Annotated in this window: 19 protein-coding genes; 8 read left to right on the top strand and 11 right to left on the bottom strand. The window is 59.6% G+C overall.

From position 1 onward, the window contains the following. Window positions 1-18 precede the first annotated feature (18 nt). From HMPREF2751_RS03360 to HMPREF2751_RS03350, 3 genes are all read right to left on the bottom strand, one after another. Window positions 19-336 (bottom strand): hypothetical protein, encoded by a 318-nt coding sequence (locus HMPREF2751_RS03360; protein WP_180950649.1) that lies wholly within the window; start codon window positions 334-336, stop codon window positions 19-21. Between the two features lie 42 nt (window positions 337-378). Next, on the bottom strand, window positions 379-942 hold the full coding sequence (locus HMPREF2751_RS03355; RefSeq protein ID WP_016421518.1) for a MarR family winged helix-turn-helix transcriptional regulator: 564 nt from the start codon (window positions 940-942) through the stop codon (window positions 379-381). 243 nt (window positions 943-1,185) lie between these two features. Further along, window positions 1,186-1,983 carry an exodeoxyribonuclease III gene (locus HMPREF2751_RS03350; protein WP_049189484.1) on the bottom strand — a complete coding sequence of 266 codons (798 nt, stop codon included), beginning with the start codon at window positions 1,981-1,983 and terminating at the stop codon, window positions 1,186-1,188. A 121-nt stretch (window positions 1,984-2,104) separates the two neighbouring features. Here HMPREF2751_RS03350 and HMPREF2751_RS03345 point away from each other — a divergent pair, with 121 nt between their 5' ends. Then, window positions 2,105-2,932 carry an RDD family protein gene (locus tag HMPREF2751_RS03345; RefSeq protein WP_246819353.1) on the top strand — a complete coding sequence of 276 codons (828 nt, stop codon included), beginning with the start codon at window positions 2,105-2,107 and terminating at the stop codon, window positions 2,930-2,932. Window positions 2,933-2,982: 50 nt separating this feature from the next. On the opposite strand, the gene HMPREF2751_RS03340 is transcribed toward HMPREF2751_RS03345, so the two are convergent. Together HMPREF2751_RS03340 and HMPREF2751_RS03335 are read right to left on the bottom strand one after the other, a co-directional pair. Next, entirely contained in the window at window positions 2,983-4,101 is a 1,119-nt protein-coding gene (locus tag HMPREF2751_RS03340) for an N-acetylglutamate synthase, CG3035 family (protein ID WP_016421515.1), read from the bottom strand. Between the two features lie 3 nt (window positions 4,102-4,104). Further along, the gene (locus tag HMPREF2751_RS03335; protein ID WP_016421514.1) at window positions 4,105-4,686 is read right to left on the bottom strand and encodes a peptide deformylase; all 582 of its coding nucleotides are present in this window, start codon (window positions 4,684-4,686) and stop codon (window positions 4,105-4,107) included. Window positions 4,687-4,882: 196 nt separating this feature from the next. Here HMPREF2751_RS03335 and HMPREF2751_RS03330 point away from each other — a divergent pair, with 196 nt between their 5' ends. The 4 genes from HMPREF2751_RS03330 to HMPREF2751_RS03315 all read left to right on the top strand — a co-directional run bounded on the left by HMPREF2751_RS03330 (window position 4,883) and on the right by HMPREF2751_RS03315 (window position 8,213). Continuing rightward, a complete protein-coding gene (locus HMPREF2751_RS03330; protein WP_224786666.1) occupies window positions 4,883-5,227 on the top strand; it encodes a DUF3263 domain-containing protein in 345 nt (114 codons plus the stop codon). Between the two features lie 51 nt (window positions 5,228-5,278). After that, window positions 5,279-6,193 (top strand): LytR C-terminal domain-containing protein, encoded by a 915-nt coding sequence (locus tag HMPREF2751_RS03325; protein WP_070595500.1) that lies wholly within the window; start codon window positions 5,279-5,281, stop codon window positions 6,191-6,193. Window positions 6,194-6,414: 221 nt separating this feature from the next. Beyond that, window positions 6,415-6,972, top strand: a complete 558-nt coding sequence (locus HMPREF2751_RS03320) for a hypothetical protein (protein ID WP_049169906.1) — start codon at window positions 6,415-6,417, stop codon at window positions 6,970-6,972. Window positions 6,973-6,989: 17 nt separating this feature from the next. Next, window positions 6,990-8,213: a glutamate--cysteine ligase gene (locus HMPREF2751_RS03315; RefSeq protein WP_016421510.1), complete on the top strand. Its 1,224-nt coding sequence runs from the start codon at window positions 6,990-6,992 to the stop codon at window positions 8,211-8,213. A gap of 122 nt (window positions 8,214-8,335) precedes the next feature. Here HMPREF2751_RS03315 and HMPREF2751_RS03310 read toward each other — a convergent pair whose 3' ends face one another. From HMPREF2751_RS03310 to HMPREF2751_RS03285, 6 genes are read right to left on the bottom strand one after another with little or no spacing between them, the layout of a single operon-like run. Further along, a complete protein-coding gene (locus HMPREF2751_RS03310; protein WP_016421509.1) occupies window positions 8,336-8,686 on the bottom strand; it encodes a monovalent cation/H(+) antiporter subunit G in 351 nt (116 codons plus the stop codon). Further along, entirely contained in the window at window positions 8,683-9,093 is a 411-nt protein-coding gene (locus tag HMPREF2751_RS03305; protein ID WP_049189490.1) for a monovalent cation/H+ antiporter complex subunit F, read from the bottom strand. Before HMPREF2751_RS03305 ends, HMPREF2751_RS03310 begins: the two co-directional genes overlap by 4 nt. Further along, on the bottom strand, window positions 9,090-9,707 hold the full coding sequence (locus HMPREF2751_RS03300) for a Na+/H+ antiporter subunit E (protein WP_070595441.1): 618 nt from the start codon (window positions 9,705-9,707) through the stop codon (window positions 9,090-9,092). Before HMPREF2751_RS03300 ends, HMPREF2751_RS03305 begins: the two co-directional genes overlap by 4 nt. Then, entirely contained in the window at window positions 9,707-11,410 is a 1,704-nt protein-coding gene (locus HMPREF2751_RS03295) for a Na+/H+ antiporter subunit D (protein WP_049193797.1), read from the bottom strand. Before HMPREF2751_RS03295 ends, HMPREF2751_RS03300 begins: the two co-directional genes overlap by 1 nt. Then, complete coding sequence (locus tag HMPREF2751_RS03290) at window positions 11,400-11,915, bottom strand: Na(+)/H(+) antiporter subunit C (RefSeq protein WP_048760372.1); 516 nt, start codon at window positions 11,913-11,915, stop codon at window positions 11,400-11,402. The genes HMPREF2751_RS03295 and HMPREF2751_RS03290 overlap by 11 nt, the downstream gene beginning before the upstream one ends. Continuing rightward, on the bottom strand, window positions 11,912-15,049 hold the full coding sequence (locus tag HMPREF2751_RS03285) for a Na+/H+ antiporter subunit A (protein WP_083304401.1): 3,138 nt from the start codon (window positions 15,047-15,049) through the stop codon (window positions 11,912-11,914). Before HMPREF2751_RS03285 ends, HMPREF2751_RS03290 begins: the two co-directional genes overlap by 4 nt. A 283-nt stretch (window positions 15,050-15,332) precedes the next feature. On the opposite strand from HMPREF2751_RS03285, the gene HMPREF2751_RS03280 reads away from it, so the two are divergent. The 3 genes from HMPREF2751_RS03280 (at window position 15,333) to HMPREF2751_RS03270 (ending at window position 19,410) form a co-directional block, all read left to right on the top strand. Then, entirely contained in the window at window positions 15,333-16,142 is an 810-nt protein-coding gene (locus HMPREF2751_RS03280) for a metal ABC transporter ATP-binding protein (protein WP_035006260.1), read from the top strand. After that, the gene (locus HMPREF2751_RS03275) at window positions 16,139-17,905 is read left to right on the top strand and encodes a metal ABC transporter solute-binding protein, Zn/Mn family (RefSeq protein ID WP_240593244.1); all 1,767 of its coding nucleotides are present in this window, start codon (window positions 16,139-16,141) and stop codon (window positions 17,903-17,905) included. The genes HMPREF2751_RS03280 and HMPREF2751_RS03275 overlap by 4 nt, the downstream gene beginning before the upstream one ends. A gap of 293 nt (window positions 17,906-18,198) precedes the next feature. Beyond that, window positions 18,199-19,410, top strand: a complete 1,212-nt coding sequence (locus tag HMPREF2751_RS03270) for an IS110 family RNA-guided transposase (protein ID WP_011273191.1) — start codon at window positions 18,199-18,201, stop codon at window positions 19,408-19,410. The last annotated feature ends 111 nt before the right edge of the window (window positions 19,411-19,521 follow it).

Raw genomic sequence — 19,521 nt, 5'->3', positions numbered from 1 at the left:
GGCTTGTCTACTTGTTGCTTACTTGGAGTCGGCAACTGCTGCTGCGCCAGCAGCCAGCGCGGTGACGGTCAGGACGGACGGCCATGCGCCAATCTTCTTGGCCAGCGGGTGTGAGAGGCCGAAAGCGCCGAGGTAGGCGGCCACCAGACCAGTGGCTCCCAGGGCGCCGGTCTTTGCGTTCCAGGTGCGTGCTGCATATGCGCCGGCGGCGCCCAAGATGACGCCACCGAGCGGGCGAATGCCTGTTTCGCGAGCGGTGAGCCAGCCGCCGATGAGGCCGGTGGCCACCAATGGAGCGGTCTTTACGTTTTTTGCCTTCTTCAAAGTAATAGCCATGAGCATCATCGTACCTAGTAAGAAGGGTTTAGCGGCGCGCTTTTAGAACGGCTCCTGGCGGCGCTGGTGCTCCTCAACATAGCTTTCCGAGTGCTCCGCCAGCTTCAGCAGCGAAGGCAGTGCCTTAATTAGCGCACGCACGTCCTTTTGCGACATCGTCCGCACAATTTCGTACACCAGCGCACCCCAGTGGTCGATAAGTTGCTCCAGCAGGGTCTCGCCATCGCTGGAGACATAGAGGTTCTGCGCACGGCGATCCTTTGCATTGTTCTCGCGTTCAATCAGCCCGTTGTCGAGTAGACGGCGGACTGTTGCCGAAACGTTGGACGGGCGCAGGAAACGCAGGCGTGCAATGTCGGATACGCCGCAGCCCGGGTGGGTCGAAATAAAGTGCAGTACTTCCATTTCCGACTGGGAAATGTCCATCCTGGCATTCGGGCGCTCACCGAGGCGGCGAGTCGACGCAAGGAAGTCATACAGGCCGATGGAAATCTTCTGCACGCTTTCGCGCAGGGATTCATCGGACTCAGTTGAGTCATCCGCGGTGGGGAAGCCGCTCGCTGGCTCCGGGGTGGTGGTGCGCTGAGGGGAGCGTGCAGAAGTCATGATCTTCCTTCCCGACGTAATGAATTGATGTTCTGAATAAACACCTTATATCGTCGAAATAACTTTCTGTGGTGAAAATTTGTAGATTGAACAAAAAGTTAGACTCATAAGTGTTGTGCGGGTGCTTTATCGCACATTTCTGCCCCTGATTTTAGGGGCTGGCAGCAAGGACTCCGCTTTACGACGGCCCCAGCGACACCCCCTAGTAGGAACTAGGCCTACGCGCTTTTCCGCCGCGTTTATCTACACTTCGTAATCCACAATCACCGGAGCATGGTCGGATGCGCCTTTGCCCTGACGCTCTTCGATGTCGATGAATCCGGCGGACGCCTTTGCCGCGAGGGCGGGGGAGGCGAGCTGGAAGTCGATGCGCATGCCCTCATCCTTGAAAAAGCGGCCAGCCTTGTAATCCCAGTAGGTCCACTGGTTTGGAGTGAATTGGCGAGTTACTTCCTTCATACCCGCCTGCTCCAGCGCATAGAAAGCTGCGCGTTCAGGTGGTGTGACATGTGTTTTCCCCGCGAAGGCTGCCATTGACCAGACATCGCCGTCGGTCGGGGCGATGTTGAAGTCGCCGCCCATCATGAAGGTGGCCTCCGGGTCGTCGTCAAGCGTGGCGATGATGTGCTGACGGAGCCGCTCCAAAAATTCGAGCTTGTACTCGAAGTGCGGGTCGGTGATGTCGCGGCCGTTCGGGATGTAGAGGCTGTTGATGCGCACGCCACCGCAGGTAGCAGCGATATGGCGGGCCTCCAATGCGGGAGTTGCGTCGGGGTCCTTGTTGAAACCGGGCTGACCGGGGAACCCTGCCTGGATGTCCTCAAGGCCGACGCGGGAGATGATGGCAACGCCATTCCACTGATTCAGGCCGTGGTGGGCGACTTGGTATCCCAGCTCTTCAAAAGCAGCGGTGGGAAATTGGTCGTCCCTGCACTTGGTTTCCTGGACGGCCAGGACATCAATGTCATTCCGGCGCAGCATTTCCACCATTCGGTCGAGGCGGGTTCGAGCCGAATTGACGTTCCAGACACAGATTCGCATATCAACGATTGTAAAAGGGGAACGAAACGGCGGCCTCATGCGTTGAATAAAGCAGTGACAAAATAGGCGGACAAAAGCGGACTAGATGGGCGGAAGCCCGGTAGGAAAGGGAGTTTCGAGGTTGGCTAACTGGGACGATCGCCGTTACGGCGGCGAGTACAGTCCGGCGGATTACCTGAGTAGTAGCGGCAGGAATGCTTATCGGGAGCACGACACATATGCGGCGTACGGTGCGGCAATGCCGTATCAGGAAGTGCCATATCCGGTAGCAAACATTCCGGTCGGCTATGAAAGCGGGTACCCCGCTAGCTACGGGGTGTCTTCCTTCGGTGAGCTCAGCACTAACCCCAAAGTTGCACCGCTGACCGCTCAAATGGCAGTACACCTGGGCTTCGACCCCAATCTGGCCAATGCCCCTGTGGTGCGTCGTGGTGGTGCGCTGCTGGTGGATTCTGTCATCTACACTGCGTTGATTGCCTCTATTGCAGTTCTCGCTAGCATCGCGGGGACATCCGACAGCGGCGTAATGGTGATGCTGATCAGCCTCTTCCTCGGTCCCGGTGGTTTTTACCTCTACCGCGTGGCGGGAGACTCCATCTTCGACGGTTCTCCGGGTAAGCACGCCATGGGCATGAAAATTGAAGGTGCACACGGGATGCCAGTTTCAGCCCGCGATGGTTTTGTGCGCAATGCCTGGATTCTGCCGTCGATGATTCCGGTCGCCGGTTGGTTTGTCTCTGCGGGCCTGGCTGGCTGGATTGCGATGGCTGCCTCACGCGATCCGCTGGGGAGAGGTCGTCATGAACTCTCGGTTCGCACTCGAGTGGTGGAAAAGCCGGAGACGCGCGAGCTGCAGCGCGGACAGCGCCGCATGGACAATCGCATGGGCAGCAAAGAGCAGCAGGGCAACCAGCTGAAGCGGACTAAACGGGTTAAGCGCGGGAAGTAGCGCGATCATCAGGGTGAGCGGGGAAGGGGCGAAACGTGAGCCCCCGGCCCCTAAGCCCCTGTCAGCTCCGCGTAGCGGTGCCGGTGGTGCTCGGTAAAACCGAGCGTCCGGTACAGCGCAATGCCAGCCTCATTCGAGCCCAATACCTGCAGATATGCAGAATCTGCCCCGTGCTGCGCACCCCAGTGCATCATCTGAATTCCCAGTAGGGTGCCAAGTCCTCGGCGGCGCATATCGGCTGCGACTTCCACGGCAGAGAATCCGAGCCACACGCGGCCGTCCTCCGATTCGGTCAGCGTGCCGCGTGTAATAGCTACTGTGCGCATACCCTCAGACGCACTGTCATCAGGGACTTGGAGCCGGCCGAAACACATGCGGCCATCAATTTCATTGCGCAGGAACTGCAGCGCATGCTCGGGCAGCGTAGTGCCGCGGAAGTGGTAGAGCTCCAGCCAATCGTCGTCAGGCTGATCAGCGATGTCCACCTGCACGTCTGCCAGCTCGGCGCTGTTCGTTTCAGTTGCCAATTCAACGGGCGGCAAGTCCCCATCGAGGGAGCGCGTCATAACCACAATGTCCGGCCCGACCGTCCACTCTGACCCAGCGACCAGTGCCTGTGCAGGCTTGGCGATCCGATCCGGAACCGCAATCCGCACCGGCAAATCGTGGGAATCGTAAAACGACTTAATCTTCTCCAGCGGCACCGGCTGAGTGCTGGCTCCGGGCTCGAGCGGCAGCGCGGAGTTGGAACGCTCTGTAATACCATCGCCCGCACGCAGCAGCCAGCCCGACTCCACCACGTGCGCGATACCCGGGAAGGCCTTCGCTGTCGCAGTTTCCACGGCGCGAATGTCCGAATTGCGCACCGGATGATCCGGCAGGGCCTTCACAATCAAAATGTGCTTATCGCTAAAGTCCACCGCTGCCACGGACTCGTCGGCACGCACGCCAGCACGAACCTGTGGACGCACGACGAACGGATCCATGCTGAGCACATGCCCAATGACGTCCGTAGTCTTCTTGCCGCTGGCCAGCGCCTCTTCATCGGTTAGCGCGCGCCGCACAATGACACGACGTCCCACCGCTACCTCACCGACACCCCAACGGGAAATCGGTAGCTTCTGGGCTGCATTTTCGCTTGCCGACGACTCCAATTGCCTATCCGTCACGATTTAATCCTCGTGGCCGAACGGATCCGGATCCACGCCCGGCATCCAGGTCAGGCCGCCCTCGGTCCAACCGGCGCGCTTGATTTCCTTCTTGGCCATGCGCTTCCAACGGCCCGTGAGGCAGTCGGTGTAGAGGAACCCATCCAGGTGGCCGACTTCGTGCTGCATGCAGCGGGCGAAGAAACCGGTGGCCTCGATGCGGACCTCTTCGCCGTTTTCATCCAGGCCGGTGACAACAGCCTTCTCCGCACGGTTGGTGGGGAAGGACAGGCCGGGCACAGAGAGGCAACCTTCGTCATCGGAGCCGTCGTCGTTAGGCATAGTCTTCGGGATTTCACTGGTGGTCAGCACCGGATTGATGACGCAGCCGCGGTGCCAGACATCGTCGTCATCGGGGCAGTTGTAGACGAACAGACGCTTGCCGACACCCACCTGGTTGGCAGCCAGCCCCACACCGTGGGCGCGGTCCATGGTTTCGTACATGTCCTCGATGAGCTCACGCAGCTCGGAGATGTCCTCGGTCACCGGCTGGGTAGGAGTGTGGAGAACGGGGTCTCCGGCAATCACAATGGGACGGATAGTCATGTCGCTGATTCTACTCGGCGTCCATCTTTTCTAAATCGCCTGGTGATGTCTGAGTTGTGTCAGGGAGTTGTAGGTGGGGCGTAGGTGAGGTGGGGGCTGGGCCTTACTATGTATCTTCACTAAGTATCTGCATAGGCAGTGTCGTGCAGAATAGAGGATCAGCGCGAGTGAGAAGGAAAGCGGGGTGCGGAAAGTGGTGAGCAAGAAGCCCATAGGTGGCAGCCACGAACCTGAGGCCGAGCGGCGGCTTGACTCATCCGAACATCTCGGACTCGTGGGTGATACCAGCGGCATTGAACCCGTTTTGGCTCAGAAAATGCTGGATTTTGAGAAGGAATGGCTGAAAGTTGCCCGCCGTGGGCCGCGTATGGCCGGTGCGCGGCAGGAGGCAATTCGGCGTCGCTTTGCCGAGGACTTCGGCAACAACACAATCCGTTACCACCAGGTACTTTCGCGACTTCTCGATTCTCCGGCAGCCGAAGCGGCCGAACCCGTGTTGGTTCATCGGCTGCGCGCCGTGCGGGACAACCACGACGCATAAGGTTCAAGTTTCACTTCACGGTTCGGCGGCAGAACATATAGGATGTGGGATGTGTCTGACCAACTAAACCCTCAGAATTCGCCGCGTCCGGGCCGTCATCGACTCGATGACGACTTCGACGACTTCGATGAGTACAGCGATTACGCGGAGGCTCCCGCCGCTGGCGGCGCCCATGCGTACTCCGAGCCGTCGGATGCTCAACACACAGCGCCAAGATCTGCGGCTCCCGCCGCTGGTGCAGCTGCTGCTGGTGCCACCGCCGCCTCTACCGGTGCCAGCGCTGGGACTGCTAGCAATTCCGCAGCTGCTGATGGTGTTGATGACGGCGACATCGGCGACGGTGCCGGTGATGGCCGCTACATGCGCGTTCTCGCTATCGTGCTGCTCGCTATCGGCGTGTGCCTGGTCGCCTACGGTGCCTATGCACTCAGCACACGTGGCGACGATGCCGAGAACACCGGCCAGAATGACACCTCGGCATCCGCTCCGGTTGACTCTGGTGCGCCTGCTGACTCGGCCAACGGCAGTGATCCGGCAAAGGATGGTGCTGCTGGAGATGGTGACGGCGAGGTTCCGCCGCCGCCACCGGCAAATGAGCCAGGCAAACCGGTTCCTCCCGCTGAGAATCCGCCGGCACAGGATGAGGCCAACGAAGCGCCCCAGATTGACCGCAAGACTGTCAAGGTCAGTGTCCTGAATAACTCTGAGGTCGTGGGCCTCGCCGATGACCTGTCCAAGCAGATGGGCGAGCAGGGCTGGGGCGCCGGCGAGACCGGCAATGCTCCTGAAGAGAAGATGGGTGTGTGGGAGAAGACCACCGTCTACTTCGACCCGAGGAACGAAGAGGAAAAGGCCGCCGCTGAGCAGATCGCGCATGACAACGGTTGGGAAGCCGCACCTCGCGATGACCGCCTCCGGGACGCTCCGGCGGGAATCGTCGTGGTCGCCACTGACCCGGCTCACTAGACTCCCGGCCCACCAGGCTTTGGTCTCTCACTAAGGTTTGCGGCCTAAGCGTCAAAACCTGCCGCCGTGGTGCGAAGCCCCATAGCTTTCCAAGTCCCGCGTAAGCCACACATTTCATGGCTTAGGCGGGGCTTTTGCATATTTTGCAGTCTCAAACAGATCACGGCTGAAAAAGGGGTACTAGTATTCTGCTAGTAGCCAGTGAGGTCTGTGAGGTTTTTATGTTCGCCGTAAAGCGTCGTCGTGTTGCTGTCGCCACCGCGTTGGGTTGTGCTGCAACACTGTTGGTGTCCTGCTCGGGGGTTGAATCCAGCAGCGACAAGGACGGGAACGCAGGCGCGTCGACAAGCACTGCGCCAGTGAGCGTAGATCCGGCTGCACCGAAGCTGACCGAGCGAGTCAGCGCCTATAACTTCATCCGAACAAACGACGACGGATCAATGAAAATGCTGGCAACTGTACAGGTCATGAGCGCCAAGGGATGGATGGGCCTTTCCGACGAAAAAGGTCAGTTCACTACCTTGGATAAGGGCAAGTACACAGTGCAGGCGCGTGGTGCATCTGGCTGCAGTGGCATCGGCAGCCCCGCAACCGAAGGGTTGGGTGTCATCGGCGAAGTGCACGTCGATGACAAACGGAATGCAGATGTCTGGAACGTTCCGTCCAAGGTGGATGAAGACAGTTTCACCACAGTTGCGCTTGTCGATTCCAACGGTGACCTTGCCTCGTGCGCAAAAACCGTCACCTGGACGGAGCCAACTGAGGAAAACGACTCCTAGTGTGAAAAAATAGCGGTATGACTGAGCAATTTTCCGGATCGGCGCAGCCATCTCTGGGAGTGGAATGGGAAGTGGCGTTCGTTGACCGACGAACGCGCGACACCGCCCCCGCTGCCGCCGAGGTGCTCGACATCATCGATGCGGAGCATCCCGGACATGGGCTCCAGCGAGAGTTCCTCGCCAACACCGTGGAGCTCGTCACCGGTGTGCACATGAACGTGCCCGATGCCGTAGCGGAGCTCCAAAGCCAGCTGGACATGGTTCTCGATGCCGCTGACCGCGTTGGGGTGGATGTGTGGTCATCGGGCTCGCATCCGTTCGCCCGCGGTACTGCTCAGCAGGTCAGTGCCAAGGGGCACTACTCCGAAATTATCAACCGCACTCAGTGGTGGGGGAACCAGATGATTATCTGGGGAGTCCACGTCCACGTAGGCATTAAAGACTCCGAACGCGTTTGGCCGATTATTCAGGCTCTGGCAACGAAGCTGCCGCACATGTTGGCGCTGTCTGCCTCCTCACCGGCCTGGAACGGCGAGGACATGGGTTACGCTTCCAACCGAAGCCTGCTCTACCAGCAGCTTCCCACCGCGGGTCAGCCGCCGGCGATTTACACGTGGCCCGAGTGGGAGTCCTACATGCACGACCAGTCCCGCTCCGGCGTCATCAATCACACCGGCTCGATGCACTTGGACATTCGCCCGGCATCAAAGTACGGCACCATTGAGATTCGTGTCGCTGACGCTACCTCTAACCTGCAGGAACTCGCCGCTATCGTGGCATTGACGCACTGTCTGACGGTTTACTACGACCGCATGTGGGAGGCTGGCGAGGAGCTACCGTCGCTGCAGTCCTGGCACATCGCCGAAAACAAGTGGCGCGCCGCCCGCTACGGCATGGACGCGCTGGTCATCGTCAATCGCGATACCGACGAGCGGTGGGTTCGCGACGAACTCCGTGAACTTGTGGTTCAACTCGCCCCGCTTGCCGACGAACTGGGTTGCCGAGCCGAACTGGAATTCGTCAACAACATCGTGGAAATGGGCGCGGCATACGAGCGGCAGCGCACTGTGGCGGATGCGGCCGGGGCGCTGCCGTCCATGGCTACCGAGGACGACGTACGGGCGAACGAAGAGCGCATTGGCCACACCCCGTGGCGTGCCGCCGTGGATCTTGCGGTGCAGGAACTGCGCGCCGGGCATCCGATAGCGCCTGCAGATTTCCACGAGCAAGTAGACGACTAGCCGTCGTTAAGCGGTGTGTTCCTAGACAAAAATAGTGACTAGGCTTATAGCACTTTTGAGGTGCATAAACCTAGTCACTTTGTCATAAACCCAGTCAGTAACTTAAGGCCATTGTCCTCTCGTTATTCTCGGCTGTCATCGCGGGCCAGGCTGTCCTCGTCGACGAGCCTCTCCTTGAACGCCTCGTGGCCAACGCGGTTACTAACAATCGGCGATGTTCCCAGAGCAAACAGGATAATCAGGGTCAATAGAGCCAAGTCACTGCTAGTAGTTGTGTGAGCTGACGCGTGCGTGGCGACGTGTACAAGCGAGCCCGACAGCGTCAAAATTAGCCCCAGTGTTTGTGGCTTGGAGGATGCGTGCATCCGACTGATGGTGTCGCGGAAGCGTATCAATCCCACGGACGCTGCAACGCACAGTAGCATTCCGGTGAGAATGAGTGTGATGGCGATAATGTCTGCCACGAGAATCATTTGGACTCTCCCTTCGCTGTTTTCGGAGCCGTTGTCGGTGTTGCCTTAGGCGCCGCTTTCTGTGCGGTTTTCTTTGTGGCGACCTTTCCGGCCGCTTTCGTCGCACCCTTCCGGGAGCTCTTTGCGGGCTGCTTTCCGTCATCCGGAACACGGAACTTGGCGACCGCCAGCGAAGACAGGAAACCGAGCAGCGCAATGATGAGCATCGGGTAGACCACCGAGGTGTCCAAGCTCCAGGCCATGAACGCAGCGAGCATGCCCTGCAGCATTGCAGTCGTCGACTCCAGCGCCACCAGGCGGTCCAGCGAGTTTGGGCCTGCGATCATGTGTCCGAGGGTAATCATCACCGCAATGAAATAGCCTGCGGCAGCCACTCCGAGCAGAGTGTTAAAAACTTCCGGGTTCATCGGCTACTCCTTTCGCTGCTCTTCTCGCTGCTCTTGTCGCTGCTCACCTGGTTGTCACTTGGCACCGACTTGGTCGGTTGCTCGTTGACATCGCGGTTTTCAAACGCCCGAATAACCCGACGCTCGATTCGAGTCAGCTGGTTGATTTGCTCGGCTACCTTGCTCGTCGACGACGCGTCGAGAATGTGCATGGTCAGCGTCTTTTCCCGCTTGTCGATGTCCACGATGATTCCGCCCGGCTGCAAGTTAATCAGTGCCATTGCAGTCGTGAGCGAAATATCGTCATTGGTGCGCATAGGGACCTTGATAATGGCAGTCGGTGGCGGATCATCTCGTCGGATGGCCAGCCAGGCGACACTGATAGAGGCCTTCACAAAGTCGATTGTCCAAGAACCGAACAGTCGCACCATGCCACCGAAGTTGATATCCAGCGCGCTGTTTGGCGGGATAGGCATGGCGAGGTTCAGCAACGTGGCTACCAGGATTCCCGAGAGCACATTGGCAAATGTCACCTCGCCCCACAGCATGACCCAAATAATCACTGTGAATAAAAAGAGCAGGATTGAAATACGTGGTGGTCGCTTTGCAGCCACCTTGGCGCGCGTTTTACTCATCAGCTTTCACCTGCTCCTTCCAGCGTGCTGGTGGCACGTTCGGTCGCCGAATCCGACTTCCATGGGCTCTTGGTGCGGCCTGGGTTTTCCAGCTGCTCCAGGCCCTTGTCATCGGCCGAGTCGATACCGAGGACCGCTGCGCGGTACTCATCAACATTCGCGACGTTGCTTGCCGCTTCGGTAGCCACATTGGACAGTGGCCCGGCCAGAACGGTAACCCCCACAGAAGCAATCACCAGCAGAGCCGTCGGCATCACCATGCCGAGTGGCATCTTGCCGACGTCGTCACGCTCTGCGATAGCAACCATCTGAGTCCTTTCCCGGAGCGCGGCTGGCTGCGCAAGCACAGTGTCGCCCTCGGGGGCGTCGGAACGGTCGCGCCAGAAGGCCTTCGACCAGACGAGAATCATGGTGTAGAGGGTCAGCAGGCTGGTGATGATAGATCCCGCAACCAGAATCCATGCGGTGGCGGATCCGTTCTGTGCGCCGGCCTCGATGAGCATGACCTTGCCCAGGAAGCCTGAGAACGGTGGGATACCACCGAGGTTGAGCGCGGGCACGAGGTATAGCAACGCCAGCAGCGGCGACGTCTTGGCCAGGCTACCGAGGCTGCGCAGGGAGGACGAGCCCGCCTGGCGCTCGATAAGCCCGACCACCAGGAACAATGCCGTCTGCACCAGAATGTGGTGGACGATGTAGAAAATCGCGCCGCCGAGTCCCAGCGTATTGCCGACGGCAATACCGAAGATCATGTATCCGATGTGGGATACCAGCGTAAAAGACAAGAGACGTTTAATGTCATTTTGGGCCATGGCACCGAGAATGCCCATGAGCATTGTCGCTAGGCCAGCCCACATCAGGACGTCGTCAAGCCTGCCGTCTGGGAAAACGACACTGCGCGTGCGGATGATCGCGTAGACACCCACCTTCGTCAGCAGCCCCGCGAAGACCGCGGTAACCATCGACGGTGCGGTGGGGTAGGAGTCTGGCAACCACGCCGACAGCGGGAACACCGCCGCCTTCACTGCGAAGGCGACGAGCAGCACTGCGAAGATCGCGGTGCGGGTGCCATCGGGGATGTCCTCCATGCGCAGGGAAATGTGTGCGAAGTTCACCGTGCCGACCGCTTGATAAACCAGGCCAATCGCCAGCAGGAACACCATCGAGGACAACATGTTGACCATCACATACGACACGCCTGCGCGAATGCGTGACGACGATGCCCCCAGCGTGAGCAACACGTAGGAGGCTACGAGCAGAACCTCGAAGCCGACGTACATGTTGAACAGATCGCCGGCCAGGAAGGCCATGGAGACGCCCATGTTGAGCAGCATGTACGTCGGAACGAAGACGGAGATCGGCTCATCTTCGTCACCATCGCTAATACCCTGGCCGATGCCGAACCACATCACGGCAAAGAGGACCAGCTGAGAGACGGTGATCATCAACACTGCGAGGTTGTCGGCTACGAGCGTGATGCCGATTGGTGCGTCCCAGCCGCCCACCTGGACCGTGTGGACGCCGTGCGCGTAGATGAGATACACCAAGGCGCTGGCGACTCCCAGCAGGCTGCCGAGCGAGATTAGCGCGATCGCCTGCTGTGCTTTGGGAAAACGTGCCAGCAGCAGAGCAATTGCGGCGGTGGCGGCGGGGACGATGATAGGCAGCGGAATTAGTGCCAGAATTATTTGCTCAGTCGTCATCGTCGTCACCTCCTGGGGAGTTTGATGGCGGGGTCACGGGCTTTTCGAAACTGGCCGGACCGAAGCTATCGCCGGCCTCTGTGGGACGACCGGTGGTGGGATCGTCGGACTTGTCGTGGTCCGGAGCAGCTGATGGGTCGCTGGCCCGACGCATTGCCAGGCTGCGGTCCTCGTGGTCATCTTGCACGTGATCGCCGATGCGGTAGCGGTGCTGGCGATAGAGCAGAGCCAACAGGAATGCGGTCATGCCCATGGAAATAACAATTGCGGTGAGGATAAAGGCCTGGGGCAGTGAGTCTGCCTGAGCATCGCTGACCAGCGATTCCCTATCCCAAATTGGTGGCCGTCCCGGCGAACCAGAGCCAAGCAGGATGAGCAGGTTGATACCGTTGCCCATCAGCAACAGTCCCATGAGCATCCTGGTCAACGAACGATCGAGGAACAGGTACACCCCTGTAGCAATCAGCGTGCCGACAGTTGCTAGCAGAACAAAATTGAGAATCACGGGTGTGTGTCCTTTCCTTCGGTCCTAGCTGGGGCTGTCGGTTCTGAAGCCTCTGAGGTGGCTGTGTTGGCAGAGTCTGCGGGTTTAGTGCCGGCAGGTTTAACGCTTGCGGGATTAGCGCCTGCGGACTTAACACCTGCGGGCTTAGCCGCCGCCAACTTGCTGCGCAGCTGGCGGGACTGGCCGAGTGCGGCTCGATTCACACGACGTGAACGATCACGCTCAGCGCGAAGGTTTATCTGAGCGTCGATGCCACCGCCCAAACTGCGCAGGATGTAGACAATCGTGCTAACCACGATCATGTATACGCCCAGGTCAAAGAGCATCGGGGAGACAACAGTGACATCTCCGAGCAGCGGAATTTCCCGCGAGCCATACGTAGAAGTTAGCGGTGCCCACCCCACAAACAGTGGCCACAACGCGCTGAGTGCCGACACCAGCAAACCGCCGCCGAGAAGTACCTCGGTAGGAATTGGCAGAGTTGCTGCCAGTTCACGATGCCCACCGATGAGATAACGCATGGTCAGTGCCAGCGCAGCCACGAGGCCACCTGCGAAGCCACCACCGACATCGTTGTGGCCGGCGAAGAAGAGGTAGATGGAAACCACCATCATGGCGGGGAAGAGCGCGCGCGATGCCACCAGAACCATGATTGGGTAGCGCAACCGCTCGGCTTCACCGGACTCATCGATGGTGTTCAACCAGCGGGTGTTGCGGCGAGCACGATTCCGCTGTGGCTTAATCTTTGAGCGCATGTGCATCGTGTGCGTGCGGAATACCAGCGAGGTAATCCCCAGCGCCACCATCACCAGCACGGTGATTTCACCGAAGGTATCCCAGGCGCGGATATCGACAAGAAGTACGTTGACCGCATTCTGGCCGTGCCCAATGTCGTGAGCCAGCGGCGGAATGTCGCCGGAGATTGGCTCAGTACGACGGGAGCCCATAGCGTAGGCGGCCAACACTGGGACAGTGACACCGACTGCGATGGCCAGCCATGCACGGTGTCGTATCCACCTCGGATTTGATGCCGGTGCCCGCGGCGAGAGCGTGCGCAGCACCAACACGAAAACAATCATTGAGACCGTCTCAACCAGCAGCTGCGTCAGAGCCAAATCAGGTGCACCGTACATGGCGAAGATAATGGCCAAGCCGTAGCCGGTCACACCTACCAGGATGACACCGGAGAGCCTGTTTTTCTGTTGGGTGGCGGCCAAAGCCGCGATGATCATAATCAACGCGACCGCGCCCTGCGGTGCAGAGTCCCACAGTTCCATCCGGAGCTCATCACGCTCACCGAGCAACAAGGCACCGATGGACAGCACGATGAGGGTCAGCAAAATGACCGCCTCATTCAACGGAAGGGAACCACGCTGGGTCGCAGCAGTGGCACGGAGAGAAAGACGGCGGGCCAAGTCCAGGATGCCGTCGTAAAGCGCATCGGCACTACCGAGAGCCGGCTGTTCAAACTGTAGCTGACGCACCAGTTTGCGCTGCCAGTGCATGATGCCACCTGTGATCAGAATTGTGGCTGTCAGCGCCAGAGGAAGGGTGAAACCGTGCCAGAGAGCCAGGTGCGATTCTGCTTCCGCATTCGGGTAGGCATTGGTGAGGTAGGGCGAGATAGTCGAGTCGAGGACGCGGGGAACCAGGCCGAAAACCAAACCTGCCAGCGCCAACAGCCAAGCCGGGCCAATCTGATCCCACGTCGGGGAATCCATCTCTGCCACGGCAGGGGAAGTGCCACCGCCGCTGGCGTGGGTGCTGGACTTGGTCGCAAACGCGGCGCGCAGCAGGTACAGCGAGTACGCTACGGTCAGAATCGAACCCACGACGAGGCCAATGGTGGTAAACACCGACGGCATCCCATGCAGCGGATCAGCATTGAGCGTGGCCTCCAGCGCAGCTTCCTTGGCGACGAAGCCGAAGAATGGCGGCACACCCATCATCGATGCAGCGGCGAGAATCGAAATCACCAGCAACTGCGGCGACTTTCTACCGAGCCCAGAGAGCTCACGGATATCGCGCGTACCAGTCAGCCTGTCAATTGTGCCCGCGACCATAAACAGCGCGGCCTTGAACATGGCATGGCCGAGCGTCAGTGCCAGGGCTGCCAGCATCGTCGCACGCGTGCCTATCGACGCGACTGTGATGATGAATCCCAACTGGCTGACAGTGCCATACGCCATAATCAGCTTGAGATCCTTCTGGCGCAGGGCCATCCAGCCGGCCATGATCATGGTCAAGAGGCCGAGCGGGATGATGATTGGCTGCCACGCGTTGGTGTCATTGAAGGTCGGCGCGAGCCGGGCAACCAGGAACACACCGGCTTTGACCATCGCTGCCGAATGCAGGAAGGAAGAAACCGGGGTAGGGGCGGCCATTGCACCGGGTAGCCAGAAGTGGAAGGGCGCGATAGCGGACTTCGACAGCGCACCAACGACCAGCAGGATTGCGGCCGTGGATACTGCCGTGGAGTCCAGCTGTGCCGCTGTCAGAGCGCCAGGCGCGGTGAGTTCGGAGAAGTTCCAGAAACCGGTGGTCACTCCCATCAGAACGATACCGACCAGCATGATGAGGCCACCCAGCGTCGTGACCAGGAGCGCCTGGCCTGCTGCGCGACGGGAGGAGGCGCGCTCGGCGTAGTAGCCCACCAGGAGGAAGGACAGAACCGAGGTAATTTCCCAGAAGACGAACATCAGCATGATGCTGTCGCTGATGACCAGGCCGTACATCGCCGCAGCGAAGGCGATCATTTGGGCTGCGAAGGAACCTACGCGGCGACGTTTGCCGAGTGGCGGGTTGATGAAGTAACCGGAGCAGTACACCAGTACGAGAAAGCCGATGGTCAAAACCAGCGTGCCGAAGAGCGATTCAATAGGACCTAATCGCAGGTTTACATCCAAGTGGATAATGGGCATCCACGAAAAATGCGTGACGGCGGGTTGCGTGAGTGCGGAAGTTTCCCCGTTGCCATTGTCTAGAGCTAAGCGAACGAGATGGGTGCCGGTGTAGATGGCACCGCCTGCCAGCGGGAGGCTGAGTACGAGGAACCCGCGGGTTCCGAGCCACTTAATCGTCCATGGTGCAAGCGCTGCCGTAACGAACAGGATGCACAGGAGAGAAGTCACTATTCCATAATGATTGGAACACGCCAGTTCATGCAACCCCGTTTTAGGGACTTAAGCATTTGAAGCGGTGTTAACCGAGTGTGTGAAAACGGTCAATTGTTTCTGGGAAAGTGAAAATTTGGGGGTGAGTTGTGGGGGGGGCGGAAGTTGGGCATTTTTTGGGGCTTGAGCGGCTGACTGCTCAAGCCCCAAATCAGTGCCATTACTGCCCCCAACACCACCCCACCCCAAAGGTCAATACATTGAACTTGGTGATTCATTGAACTGACCACTATTCTTGGCTGCCATGAGTATTAGCGTCCAGAACTTGAGCGTGAGCTACGGCGCGAACACCGCGATTCGGAACATCAGCTTCACCCTCGACTCCCCCGGCATGCACGGCATCATCGGCCCCAACGGCTCAGGCAAATCCACCCTCATGAAGGCGATGCTCCAGATCCTGGACAAACACAACGTCCACGGCACAGGCCCCACCGGCGCCCCTGCCGGCTACCCCGTCACCCTCGACGGCAAGGCCCCCGCCGAGCAGCGCCGCGCAATCGCTTATATCGAGCAGCGCTCTGACCTCGACCGCAACTTCCCCACCAGCGTCTTCGACACCGTCCTGATGGGCACTTACCCGCGCCTGGGTCTTTTCCACCGCCCCGGCAAGGCCGAACGCGAAGCAGCCACCCAGGCTCTCAAGGACGTCGACATGTGGGACTTTCGCCACCGCCACATCAGCGAACTCTCGGGCGGACAGTTCCAGCGCGTCCTCTTTGCCCGCGCCATCGTCCAGGACGCGGAGTACATCTTCCTGGACGAGCCCTTCGTCGGCATCGACGTCCCCAGCGAGAAGACGATCGTGACCCTGCTGCGGCAGATGGCGGACGCGGGCAAGCACGTCGTCGTCGTGCACCACGACATGAACACGGTGCGCGGCTACTACAACGACCTCATCGTCCTCAACGGCGAGCTCGTCGCGGCGGGTCCCACCGAGGAGGTCTTCGTCCCCGACGTGCTGCAGAAGGCCTTCGGCGCGCTCGTCATCCGCGAGCCGTCAGCACCAGCCCACCCCACGCCACGGCAGGCAGCCCTCCAGGAGGAGACAGCATGATCGCGGAGTTCCTCGACTCACTACTCAGCCACGGCTACCTGCAAAAAGCGCTGATCACCTCGGTGATCGTGGGCGTGGCCTGCGGCATCGTCGGCAGCTTCATCGTGCTGCGCGGCATGGCCCTGATCGGCGACGCCATCTCGCACGCCGTACTACCGGGGGTCGCGGCCTCCTACCTGCTCGGCACGAACCTCTTCCTCGGGGCGGTGGTCGCGGGTCTACTCGCCACACTGGCGATCGGGCTGATCAGCGAACGCTCCACTGTGAAGAACGATTCGGCGATCGGCATCGTCTTTTCCACCTTCTTCGCGATCGGCGTGCTGCTCATGGCGAAAGCGCAGACGGCGACGGATCTGACGGAGATCCTCTTCGGCAACGTCCTGACCGTTCAGGACGCCGACCGCAACCTCTCGATCGGTATTGCCGCTGCCGTGCTGATTCTCACGCTGGTCTTTTACAAGGAGCTCAAGCTCAGCACCTTCGACCCCGTCATGGCGCAGTCGGCTGGCGTGCCCGTGCGGGCAATCCACTACGGGCTGATGGTGGTGCTCACGCTGGTGACGGTCATTTCCCTGCAGACGGTGGGCGTGATCCTGGTGGTCTCCCTGCTGATCACTCCGGCGTCGGCGGCGTACCTGCTGACGAACCGGCTGGGAGTGATGATCGGGTTTTCAGTGGCGATCTCGGCGCTCAGCTCCGTAGTGGGGCTGTTCCTGAGCTATAGCTACAACGTGTCCTCCGGCGTGACGATCGTGCTGACCGCCAGCGCGCTGTTCCTGCTGGCTTTCCTCTTCGCGCCAGGCAAGGGACTGATTGCTCGCTCGCTGGGCAATAAGCCACTGGCCGCGCTGTTGGCCCTCCTGGTGGGCGGTGCCCTCGTGTTCGGGGCCGTGACCTTCTCGACGGAGGAGAAGGCAGACGGTGAGCAGCTGAACGTCGTCACCACCTTCACGCTGCTGGCGGACCTGGTGGAGGAGATCGGCGGCGAGGCGGTGGACGTCCATAACCTCGTGCCGACCGGCACGGACCCGCACGACTACGACCCCCTGCCCGCGGACCTGGATGCGACGAGCGACGCCGACCTGCTGTTCTACAACGGGCTGAACCTCGAGGGCGGTGAGCACGGCTGGCTCGCGAAACTGAAAAACACCGCGGGCCTGGACGATTCCCAGATGGTCGAGGCCACCAAGGGCGTGGAACCGAAGTACCTCAAGGACGAAAAGGGCAATCAGGAGATCAACCCGCACGCCTTCCTGGACCCGACCGTCGGCATCGCGATGGCCGAGAACGTGACCGCGGCGCTGGCCGAGGCCCTGCCCGAGCGTGCCGAGCACATCGAGGAGAAGGGGGCGGAGTACAAGGCCATGCTGGAGAGCATCGACGCCGACTACCGCGAGCAGATCGGTGCGCTGCCGAAGGAGGATCGTGTGCTCGTGGCCAGTGAACATGCCTTCCAATACATGGTCGACACCTACGGCATGGAGCAGCTGTATATCTGGCAGATCGACACGGATGAAAACGGCTCCCCCGCGCAGATCGGACACCTCGTGCGCCAGCTGAAGGACAAGCGCCCGAAGCACCTGTTCGTGGAGTCGAACGTGGATACGCGCCCCATGAAGACCGTCTCGAAGGAGGCCGGGATTCCGATCTTCGACGAGCCACTGCACTCCGATGAGCTCGGCAAGCCGGGCACGGTCGCGGGAACCTACGAGGATTTCCTGCGCAGCAACTTGAAGACCATGATCGCGGGGCTGAAGCGCTAAAACGCGAATGCTCGAGGCCCACATGCGTTGGGCTTCCCCGGTCGCATTCCCGTTACCTTGTGAGTGTCCCCGATAATGGGGATAGTCGCTGGTCCCGGTATGGCTTACCTGCCCTGTAGTTTCCATAATCCGGGGGGGGTGTTGCCGCCGGGTGCCAGGACTTTCGATGACAGCTGATAGGGACACGGCCAGTTTTAAACTAGGTCTCTTTGTAACGTGGGTGCTTGCAACGAAGGTCATGACACCAGCGACTGGAACAACGCCATACCCATCTCGTTTTCTAGGAGCTCATCATGTCTCCGGAGCATTCCATCGACATATTCCTTGGGTTAGACGTCGGCAAATCTGAACACCACGCCTGCGCCTTAGACCGTGATGGCAACAAGGTCTTCGACAAACCGTTGCCTCAACTCGAATCCGAACTAGCAGGCGTTTTTCACCAGCTTCAGAAGCTTGGCACCGTGCTCGTGATCGTCGACCAACCCAACACCATCGGCGCACTACCGATTGCTGTAGCCCGGGACTGCGGTTGCGAAGTCGGATACCTGCCAGGTCTTGCGATGCGCAAAGCTGCAGATCTCTATCCGGGACGTGCAAAAACAGACAAACGCGACGCATTCATCATCGCCGACACCGCCCGCACAATGCCCCACACGCTACGTGCCGTCGACCGCAATGATGAGGTACTCTCCGCCCTAAAGATGCTGTCCGGCTTCGATGATGACATCGCCCGCGATTGCACTCGCACTGTCAATCGGCTTCGCAGTGTCCTCACCCAGATCTACCCCAGCCTGGAACGAGTTTTTGCTGGTAGCACCCTGACTCGCACGCCGATCCTGGAATTATTGATCCATTACAAGGGACCGCAGGGGCTAAAAAGAGCCGGATACCAACGAGTGTTGAACTGGATGATCAAGCGCACACGTAAAGACCCCACCCCGCTGGTAGACGACATTTTTACAGCGCTGAAAGCTCAAACAGTCACCGTGCCTGGAAGCGATGCCGCCGAGTTAGTAATTCCTCAACTGGCTGCAAACATCCAGGCCCTCAAAGAGCAACGAAACACCATTGCTGAGCAGGTTGAAGAGATGCTCGCTGATTTCCCTCTTTGTGAGGTCTTGATGAGTATGCCCGGAGTCGGCATCAAGACCGCAGCGCAGATCCTTCTTGCGATCGGTGATGGCTCCGACTTCGCTAGTGCTGGCCACTTAGCTGCTTATGCTGGAATAGCACCCGTGACTAGACGATCCGGTTCGTCGATCAGAGGTGAATTCCCGGCACGGTCAGGCAATAAACGACTGAAAAACGCCTTGTTCTACTCCGCATTCGCAGTTATCCGCAGCCACGAACCGTCACGGCGGTATTACGAACGCAAACGCGCTGAAGGAAAACGCCACAACGCAGCAGTCATCTGCCTGGCACGACGCCGATGCAATGTCATCTACGCGATGCTGAAAAACAAGGAGTTCTTCCGCGAAATCCCGCCACGCCCCGTCGCCGCATAAAGCCCCAAAGACGAAGCCGACCAGCACACGCTGGCCGGCTCCTAGGCACGCCTAAGAAACTACTCCCAAGACTGTGCTCGTCAACATCGGTCTGGCACTTGACAAAAACAT

The organism is Corynebacterium sp. HMSC063G05 (assembly GCF_001810555.1).
Lineage (GTDB): Bacteria > Actinomycetota > Actinomycetes > Mycobacteriales > Mycobacteriaceae > Corynebacterium > Corynebacterium jeikeium_D.
This window is presented reverse-complemented; position numbering and strand designations above follow the sequence as displayed.